The organism is Frankia sp. ACN1ag (assembly GCF_001414035.1).
In the GTDB taxonomy this organism is placed as follows: domain Bacteria; phylum Actinomycetota; class Actinomycetes; order Frankiales; family Frankiaceae; genus Frankia; species Frankia torreyi.
Genome location: NZ_LJPA01000042.1, coordinates 49,869 through 57,894, shown reverse-complemented (window position 1 = coordinate 57,894; position 8,026 = coordinate 49,869). Strand labels below are relative to the sequence as shown.

Below are 8,026 nucleotides of genomic sequence, written 5' to 3'. Positions count from 1 at the left end.
GGGCCCACCAGGTCCGGCACCTGCTGACCATCGACTACCCCCACGCCGAGCGGGTGGTGCTGGTCATGGACAACCTCAATACCCACGGCATCGCCTCGCTCTACGAGGCCTTCGACCCCGCCGTCGCGTTCGCTCTCGCCGGGCGCCTCGAGATCCACCACACCCCCAAACACGGCTCCTGGCTCAACATCGCCGAGATCGAACTGGCCGCACTGACCCGCCAATGCCTCGACCGCCGCATCGACGACCTCGACGTGCTCAACACCGAACTCGCCGCCTGGCAGACAGCCGTCAACGCCGACCAGCGCCAAGTCCACTGGCACTTCACCACCGCCGACGCCCGCACCAAACTCCGCCACCTATACCCCAAACATTAGTGGCGACGGTCTACTAGGATGTCGCCGGTCGGCGGGAAGTCCTGGTTCGCACAAGAGGAGACGCCACGGCGATGGTCACGCTCGACAAGGACGCCGTGCGGCAGGTCGGTCGGGAGATAACGATGTTTCTCCCCGATCTGGTCATCATGCTGCGGCAGGTCGTCGCCGATCCACGGGTGCCGCAGTCCGCGAAGGTCGAGGCCGCGGCGGCGCTGGCGTACCTGGTGTCGCCGCGCAACCGGCTGACGAACATGATTCCCGTGGTGGGCCAGCTCGACGACGTCGCCATCGTCGCCTTCGCGTTCCGCCGGCTGGTCGTCGGCGCCGGCGAGCCGATCCTGCGCGAGCACTGGCGGGGCAGCGACCGCGGCTTCCAGGTGCTCATCGGCGCGTCCTCGGCCCTGGCGAGCCCGGCCGGGGCCCTGCGCAAGGCGAAGGTGGCCCGGTCGCTCGTGGCGGCCGGCATCGACCGGGTCCGCGGCGCCGCTCCGGGCGGAGCGGGGGGCGCCGGCGGGGTGGGTGATGCCGGCGGGCGGGCTGCGGGTTCTGCGGGCGCCACGGGTGCGGCCGGGCGCGCGTGGGGTCGCGGGCGCGGCGGCCGTGCTGGCGATCCGGCCGGAGATCCCGGCCGCATCGTCGACGGGGAGGTCGTGGACCGGGCCGAGTGGGTCGCGGCGCCGGATTCGGACGGCGGCCCGGCGGGGCCGCGGCCGCGGCGGCCGCGCTCCTGGGAGCCGGGCAGACGGGGTCGGTGACGCGTCGGGCGCGGCGCCGTCCCACCCGGGGTAGGGACGCGCGCGGGCAGAACGGGCGCGGGCAGAACGGGCGCGGGCGGCCGGTCGGGGCGTGGCTGCCCGATCCGGTGGTGGTGCTGCGCGACGGGGAGTGGGTGGTCCGCCCGGTCACCGGGGCGGCGACGGCGAAGGTCTACCGGTGCCCCGGGTGTGACCACGAGATCAACCCGGGCACCGCCCACCTGGTCGTCTGGCCGCCGGAGCGCGTCGAGGACCGCCGGCACTGGCATCGCCCGTGCTGGGATCGCCGCTGTCGGGCGGCGCGCCTGCGGTCGGAGGGCCCCGGCTGAAGGCGCGCCCGCCCGAGTCAGCCGCGGAGGTTCCGGCCTGGGCTCAGGCGCTGCGCACGCTGGCGGGCGCGGGCAGCACGGTCGTCTCCGCGCCGATCGCCTTGCGCTCCTCGACCGGCGCCGCCTCGATCGAGGCGATCGAGGCACTGGCGGCGGTGAGCTTGTCGCGCAGCGCGCCGAGCTGGGCCGTCACCTGCTCGCGCAGGGCGGCGAGCTGGGTGGTGACCTGCTCGCGCTGACGCTCCAGATCGGCCAGCCGGCGCTTCGACTCCTCCTCGGCCGCCGCCGCGGTGGACCGGGCGATCTCGACGATCCGCTCGGCCTCGGCACGCGCCGTCGAGACGATCGAGGCGGCCTGCTCGTCGGCCTCCCGCAGCGTCTTCTCCCGGGCGGCCTCGGCCTCGGTGACGATCCGGCGGGCCTCCTCGAGCTGGGCGTCGGCCTCACGGGTCCGCTCGGCGCGGACGGTGGCCGCCTCCTCCTCCGCGAGCTGCAGGATCTGGGTGACCCGGCCGCCGAACTCCTCCCACGCGGGACGGTTCGCGACCAGATCGTCGCGCACGCGGGCCGCCTCCGACGCTGCCTCGGACGCGGCGGCCTCGGCCGCGGCCCGGTGCGCCTCGGCCTCGCGAAGCTGCTCGACGAGCCAGTTCACGTGGTGGGTGACCTGACTGGGGTCGTAGCCACGGCGGACCAGATCGAAGGCTGGGGGCCCGTCGGTCTCGCCGGCCATCGGGATGAGATCCGTGTGTTCGGTCATAGGACCTCAGCATCTCAGACCGTCAATGCGAACGTGACGCCAGCCGGGCATCGGGTCCGTTGCGATTTCCCCGGCTACACGCCGCGGAACCGGTTGATTGCGGTCAGGTGGCGGGCGCGGAGCTCCTCGTCGCGGATCCCCAGCCCTTCGGCGGGTGCCAGACAGAGCACGCCGACCTTGCCCTGGTGGGTGTTGCGGTGCACGTCCTGGGCGGCCTGCCCCGTCTCGGTGAGCGGGTACACCCGGGAGAGGGTGGGATGGACCATCCCCCGGGCGATGAGCCGGTTGGCCTCCCAGGCCTCCCGGTAGTTGGCGAAGTGGGAGCCGACGACGTGCTTCAGGTTCATCCACAGGTACCGGTTGTCGTACTCGTGCAGGAAGCCGGTGGTGGAGGCGCAGGTCGCGATGGTGCCGCCACGACGGGTCACGTAGACGGAGGCGCCGAAGGTCTCCCGCCCGGGATGTTCGAGCACGATGTCCGGGTCGTCGCCGCCGGTGAGTTCGCGGANGCGCCGGCCGAACCGCTGCCATTCCCGCGGATTCTGCGTGCGTTCGTCGCTCCAGAACCGGTAGTCCTCGGCGGCCCGGTCGATGACGAGCTCGGCCCCGAGGGACCGGCAGATCTCCGCCTTCGCCGGCGACGACACGACGCAGACCGGGATCGCCCCGCCGTGCAGCGCGAGCTGGGTGGCGTAGGAGCCCAGCCCGCCGGAGGCCCCCCAGACCAGGACGACGTCGCCCTGCTTCATCCGGGCGCCGTTGGCGGAGACCAGCTGGCGGTAGGCGGTGGAGTTGACCAACCCCGGCGCGGCCGCCTCCTCCCAGGTGAGATGGCCTGGTTTGGGCATGAGCTGGTTGGCCTTGACGAGGGCGAGCTCGGCCAGCCCACCGAAGTTCGTCTCGAAACCCCAGATTCGTTGCTCCGGATCCAGCATCGTGTCGTTGTGACCGTCGGCGCGTTCCAGCTCCACCGACAGGCAGTGGGCCACGACCTCGTCCCCCGGGGACCAGACGTGTACGCCGGCTCCTGTCCTCAGCACGACTCCGGCCAGATCGGAACCCACGACGTGGTAAGGCTGGTCATGGCGGGAAGCGAGGGGAGATGTCCGACCGTAGCGTTCGAGGAAGCCGAACGTGGACATCGGTTCGAAGATCGATGTCCACACCGTGTTGTAGTTCACCGAGGAGGCCATGACCGCCACGAGGGCCTCACCGGGGCCGACCTCGGGTGTGGGCACCTCGTCGACGTGCAGGGAGCGGCGCGGATCCTTGTCCCGGGACGGGACGCCGTCGAACATCCCGGTCTCCTCGCGGCGCACGACGACGCCGCGGTAGAACTCCGGGACCGCGAACGCGGCGAACTCCGCTCGCCGGTCGGGGGACGGCGGGCTCTGGGCGAGGATCGCTTCGAGGATGTCCTTCACGATCGGCCTCCGGCGGTGCGCGGTCGAGGGCGGGTGACGGGCGGCACAGGCAGTTGACGGGCGGCACGNGCAGTTGACAGGGNGGCGCAGGTAGGCGCAGGTAGTTGACAGGGCGGCAGAGGTAACCGATGGGTACGGAGACGGGGTCGCGGGATGTGGGGGCTGTCTGTTTCGTGTGCGACGCGATAGAACTTTCGGGACAACTTCGAGTGCTCGGTCCGCGTCCAACGTGGTGTGACCGCGCCCATGACAGTCGTGGAGGGGTGGCGGCCCGTGCCTGCGCGGAGCGACGCCGCCCGTAGCGACGTCGCGCGGGACGCGGACGCCGCCCTGACCGCCTTGTACTCCGAGCACTACCGGTCATTGGTGCGTCTTGCCGCGTTGCTGCTGGATGACGTGGGTCTGTGCGAAGAGGTCGTCCAGGACGCCTACATCCGCGTCCACGGGGCCTGGGGACGCCTACAGGACCGGGACAAGGCCCTGGCCTACCTTCGGCAGACCGTCGTCAATCTCGCACGTTCCACGCTGCGTCGTCGACTCGTCGCTCTCAAGCATGCCCCCAAGCCCATGCCCGATGCCGCCAGCGCCGAGGAGGGGGCCTACTCTCTCGTCGAGCGAGCCGCCGTCATCCAGGCACTGCGAGAGCTGCCGCGGCGCCAGCGGGAGGCGGTCGTCCTGCGCTACTACGCCGACATGTCCGAGGCGGACGCGGCGGCGGTGATGGGCTGCAGCGTCGGCTCCGTCAAGGCCTACACCTCCCGAGGGCTGTCCGCCTTGAGCGGCAAGCTGGAGGGCCTACGGTGAGCGCGTTGGAACCGGACGAGCTCACTCGGCTGCTGACCGAGGCGGTTGAGCCCGTCCGGCCATCCCCGGACGCCTACCGGCAGATCCGCGCCGGCATCGCCCGCCGACGCCGCTGGCGCATCCCCGTGTTCACCGTCGGCGGGATGGTGATGGCGGCGCTCATCGGGCTGGCGGTGGTGGCCATCCGGCCGAGCCCGTCGAACCAGGTCGTCGAGCCGGCTGCGCCGCCCGTCCTGCCGAGCACGTTCAGCGAGCCGAGCCGGGCGGCGACCGTGCCGTCGTTGGGCGGCGGCTCGGGTCACTCCAGCTCCGGTGGCGGCGGCGGGTCGGCCTCGGGATCGACCACCCGCCTGCCGACGAGCCCGCCGCCGACCCGGCCGACGGCATCCGCGTCCGCGCAGTCGGTGGCCCCCACCAGCCCGCAGTCGTCCGCCCCGTCGAACTCGACCGGCCCGGGCAGCCCGCAGCTACCCACGCCGGTGGCGAAACCGGCGGGCGTGAACGACGTCGACGGCGACGGCCAGCCCGACACGGTCGCCGTGGAGGGGACGAACCTGCGCGTGCGGTTCTCCCGGGACGGCCAGCAGGCCAAGGTCCCCCTCGGCAGCATCGTCACCCCGCTGAACAGCGCGGTCGTCGACATCGACGGCGACGGTTTCGGTGAGCTGCTCGTGCAGACCCAGGTGACCAACGGGACGAAGAGCTACGCCCTGCTGCGCTACGTCAGTCTCGACCAACTGGTCGTGGTGACGCCGCCGAGCGGACTGGCTCTCGGTGCCGGCGTCCACGGCAACTCCGGCATCGGCCTGCGCTGCGCCGACAAGACCCTGCAGATCAGCACCGGGACCTCGAACGACGGCACCCTGTTCAACGTCGTCACCACGACGCTGGGGTTCACCCCCGACGGCCTGACCGTCCAGGACTCCGCCTCCAGCACGGTGCGGCTGCCGGCGGATCCCTCCCCCTTCGTGGTGGCCTGCGGCGCGCTGTCCTGACCGGGGGCCGGGCGGCGGGGCCGGGGGTCCCGCCCGGCCGCCGCGGGGCGGCCCCGGCCGGTCACGGGGTGCGCCGCCGGGCCGGGCACCAGGAACAAGATCACGTTATCGTGGTGTTGCGGGTACCCGTGGGGTGAGCGCACCGACCGTACCGCCGTGACGTCGTCGCAGGGGTACGTGCGGCGTCGGCCCGTGGGAGGACGCCGGCGAGGATCTTCCCAACAGTGATGAGGAGGCAGCCATGCCTGGTTCCGTGATCGTGGCCGGCGCGCGGACACCGATCGGGAAACTGTCCGGGGCGTTGAAGAGCTTCACCGCGACGGACCTGGGCGGCATCGCGATCTCCGGTGCGCTGGAGCGGGCCGGGCTGTCCGGCGACGCGATCGAGTACGTCATCATGGGGCACGTGATCCAGGCCGGCACCGGTCCGATCACCGCTCGGCAGGCGGCCGTCGCCGCCGGCATCCCGATGACGGTGCCCGCGATCACCGTCAACAAGGTGTGCCTGTCCGGCCTCGACGCGATCGCCCTCGCCGACACCTACATCGCCAGCGGCGAGTTCGACCTGGTCGTCGCCGGTGGGATGGAGTCCATGACCGGGGCGCCGCACCTGCTGCGCTCGATGCGCGCCGGGGTGAAGTACGGCGCGGCCGAGGCGCTCGACGCCATCGACCAGGACGCTCTGTTCTGCGCCTTCGACCAGATCTCCATGGGCGCGAGCACCGAGCGTTACAACGGCGCGCTGAACATCTCCCGTGCCGAGCAGGACGAGTTCGCCGCCCGGTCGCACCAGCGGGCCGCCGCCGCCGCCAAGAACGGCCTGTTCGACAACGAGATCGTCCCCGTCTCGGTGCCGCAGCGCCGCGGCGAGCCGCTCGTCGTCAGCCAGGACGAGGGCGTGCGTGCCGACACCTCCGCCGAGGTGCTCGGCAAGCTGCGCCCGGCGTTCGGCAAGGACGGCACGATCACCGCCGGGTCCGCGTCGCAGATCTCCGACGGGGCGGCCGCGGTCATCGTGGCCAGCCGGGCCAAGGCCGAGGAGCTCGGCCTGCCGATCCTCGCCGAGGTGGGCCACCACGGCTTCGTCGCCGGCCCCGACACCTCGCTGCAGTCCCAGCCGTCCAACGCCATCCTCGCCGCCCTGGCCAAGGAGCGGCTCACCCCCGCCGACCTCGACCTCGTCGAGATCAACGAGGCGTTCGCCGCGGTCTCCATCCAGTCCATGCGCGACCTCGGGATCGGCTCCGACATCGTCAACGTCAACGGGGGGGCGATCGCCATCGGCCACCCGCTCGGCGCGTCCGGCGCCCGCATCGCCCTGACCCTGCTCAACGAGCTGGCCCGGCGTGGCGGCGGGATCGGCGCGGCCGGCCTGTGCGGCGGCGGCGGCCAGGGCGATGCCCTGATCCTGCGCGTCCCGGCGGCGTGACCACCGGCTCCGCCGCGGGTGTCGGCCGCGAGCGGAGTCTGCCCGACCGCGCTCGCGCCCCGGCCACGGCGGGGCTGGGCGGGGCGGATCCGGCCACGGCGGGGCTGGCCACGGCGGAGTCGGCTGGAGCGGAGTCGGCTGCGGTGCAGTTGGTCGCGGCGGCCGTCGGCGGTGATCGGCGGGCGCTCGCGCGGCTGCTCTCGGCGGTGGAGAACACTCCCCGGTGGTGGCCCGAGATCAGCGCGGCGCTGGCCGGGCACGTCGGCGGCGCGCAGACAGTCGGCCTGACCGGCGCCCCGGGCGTCGGCAAGTCGACGACCGTCACCGCGCTGGTGCGGGCCTACCGCCGCGCCGGGCGCCGGGTGGGGGTGCTCGCGGTCGACCCCTCCTCGCCGTACTCCGGCGGCGCGCTGCTCGGCGACCGGGTGCGGATGAGCGAGCACGCCGGTGATCCCGGGGTGTTCATCCGCTCCCTGGCCAGCCGCGGGCGCCTCGGTGGGCTGGCGGCCGCGACCGCGCAGGCACTGCGGGTCCTCGACGCGGCCGGGTTCGACGTCGTCATCGTCGAGACCGTCGGCGTCGGCCAGGCGGAGATCGACATCGCCGCGCTCGCGGACACGACCTGCGTCCTGCTCGCTCCCGGCGCGGGCGACGACGTGCAGGCGGCCAAGGCGGGCCTGCTGGAGGTCGCGGACGTTCTCGTCGTCAACAAGGCGGACCGGCCGGGCGCGGCACGCACCGTCGCCGACCTGACCGCGCTGACCCGGATGCGCGCCGGCGCCCGGCGGCCGGCGGTGGTCCGCGTCGCCGCGACCCTGGGCGAGGGCATCGACGAGCTCGTCGCGCGCATCGCCGCGCACCGGCGGGAACTCGCCGCGACCGGTGAGCTCGACCGCCGCCGGCTGGCCCGCGCCGCCGACGAGATCCGGGGGCTGGCCCTGACCGCGCTGCGGGACCTCCTGGCCGCCCCGCCGCACGACGCGCGCCTGGCGGAGCTCGCCCACCAGGTCCTCGCCGGTGCCGCCGACCCCTGGTCGGCCGCCGAGTGCCTCCTCGGCGACATCCTGACGGCACAGCCGGCTCCGTCCCGCTGACGGTCCGGCCGACCCGGCACGTCCCCGGCGTGTCGCTGTCCCCGGCGTGTCGCTGCGCC

The 8,026-nt window shown here is 73.3% G+C and carries 9 protein-coding genes and 1 pseudogene; 7 read left to right on the top strand and 3 right to left on the bottom strand.

What is annotated here, in order from left to right; genetic code table 11:
* The 3 genes from UK82_RS26870 to UK82_RS26860 form a co-directional block, all read left to right on the top strand.
* The coding region (locus UK82_RS26870) for a transposase (RefSeq protein ID WP_173667358.1) at nucleotides 1–377 on the top strand (377 nt) is incomplete at its 5' end.
* A gap of 71 nt (nucleotides 378–448) precedes the next feature.
* Nucleotides 449–1,132, top strand: a complete 684-nt coding sequence (locus tag UK82_RS26865; RefSeq protein ID WP_044886692.1) for a YkvA family protein — start codon at nucleotides 449–451, stop codon at nucleotides 1,130–1,132.
* Entirely contained in the window at nucleotides 1,129–1,461 is a 333-nt protein-coding gene (locus UK82_RS26860; RefSeq protein WP_055410076.1) for a hypothetical protein, read from the top strand. Before UK82_RS26865 ends, UK82_RS26860 begins: the two co-directional genes overlap by 4 nt.
* A 43-nt stretch (nucleotides 1,462–1,504) precedes the next feature.
* On the opposite strand, the gene UK82_RS26855 is transcribed toward UK82_RS26860, so the two are convergent.
* The 3 genes and pseudogenes from UK82_RS26855 to ccrA all read right to left on the bottom strand — a co-directional run.
* Entirely contained in the window at nucleotides 1,505–2,221 is a 717-nt protein-coding gene (locus tag UK82_RS26855; protein ID WP_044886691.1) for a sugar-binding protein, read from the bottom strand.
* 74 nt (nucleotides 2,222–2,295) lie between these two features.
* Nucleotides 2,296–2,729: pseudogene (locus tag UK82_RS40420) on the bottom strand (zinc-binding dehydrogenase); the annotation flags it as partial.
* 1 nt (nucleotide 2,730) lies between these two features.
* On the bottom strand, nucleotides 2,731–3,645 hold a 915-nt coding region (gene ccrA / locus UK82_RS26850; protein WP_236706487.1), incomplete at its 3' end, for a crotonyl-CoA carboxylase/reductase.
* Nucleotides 3,646–3,891: 246 nt separating this feature from the next.
* On the opposite strand from ccrA, the gene UK82_RS26845 reads away from it, so the two are divergent.
* The 4 genes from UK82_RS26845 to meaB all read left to right on the top strand — a co-directional run bounded on the left by UK82_RS26845 (nucleotide 3,892) and on the right by meaB (nucleotide 7,967).
* Nucleotides 3,892–4,449, top strand: a complete 558-nt coding sequence (locus UK82_RS26845) for a SigE family RNA polymerase sigma factor (protein ID WP_044886710.1) — start codon at nucleotides 3,892–3,894, stop codon at nucleotides 4,447–4,449.
* Nucleotides 4,446–5,444 (top strand): VCBS repeat-containing protein, encoded by a 999-nt coding sequence (locus UK82_RS26840; RefSeq protein ID WP_044886689.1) that lies wholly within the window; start codon nucleotides 4,446–4,448, stop codon nucleotides 5,442–5,444. The genes UK82_RS26845 and UK82_RS26840 overlap by 4 nt, the downstream gene beginning before the upstream one ends.
* Before the next feature lie 241 nt (nucleotides 5,445–5,685).
* Nucleotides 5,686–6,873: an acetyl-CoA C-acetyltransferase gene (locus tag UK82_RS26835; RefSeq protein ID WP_044886688.1), complete on the top strand. Its 1,188-nt coding sequence runs from the start codon at nucleotides 5,686–5,688 to the stop codon at nucleotides 6,871–6,873.
* Nucleotides 6,870–7,967: a methylmalonyl Co-A mutase-associated GTPase MeaB gene (gene meaB / locus UK82_RS26830; protein WP_083507384.1), complete on the top strand. Its 1,098-nt coding sequence runs from the start codon at nucleotides 6,870–6,872 to the stop codon at nucleotides 7,965–7,967. Before UK82_RS26835 ends, meaB begins: the two co-directional genes overlap by 4 nt.
* Nucleotides 7,968–8,026: the final 59 nt, after the last annotated feature.